General features: G+C 35.0%; 1 protein-coding gene. It reads left to right on the forward strand.

Features of this window, described 5'->3' with window-relative positions:
• The coding region (locus DM397_RS00135; RefSeq protein ID WP_162615409.1) for a hypothetical protein at positions 1-254 on the forward strand (254 nt) is incomplete at both ends.

Raw genomic sequence — 254 nt, forward strand, 5'->3', positions numbered from 1 at the left:
GATTGAGTTTAATAGTTTCTTATAATACCGATATCTATGAGGAGTATCTGATAGAAAGAATGTTTACCCATTTTGAGAACCTGCTTAGAGAATCATTAGAACAGCCTGAAAGGCTGATTCAGGAAATTGGTTACCTAACATTTGAAGAGCAGAATCAGTTATTGACAGCATTCAACGATACAAACGCAGCGTACCCAAAAGACAAGACCATCATAGATTTATTTGAAGAACAGGTTAGAAAGACACCAAATAAT

Source organism: Flavobacterium nitrogenifigens (assembly GCF_003254565.1).
GTDB classification, from domain to species: Bacteria; Bacteroidota; Bacteroidia; order Flavobacteriales; family Flavobacteriaceae; genus Flavobacterium; species Flavobacterium nitrogenifigens.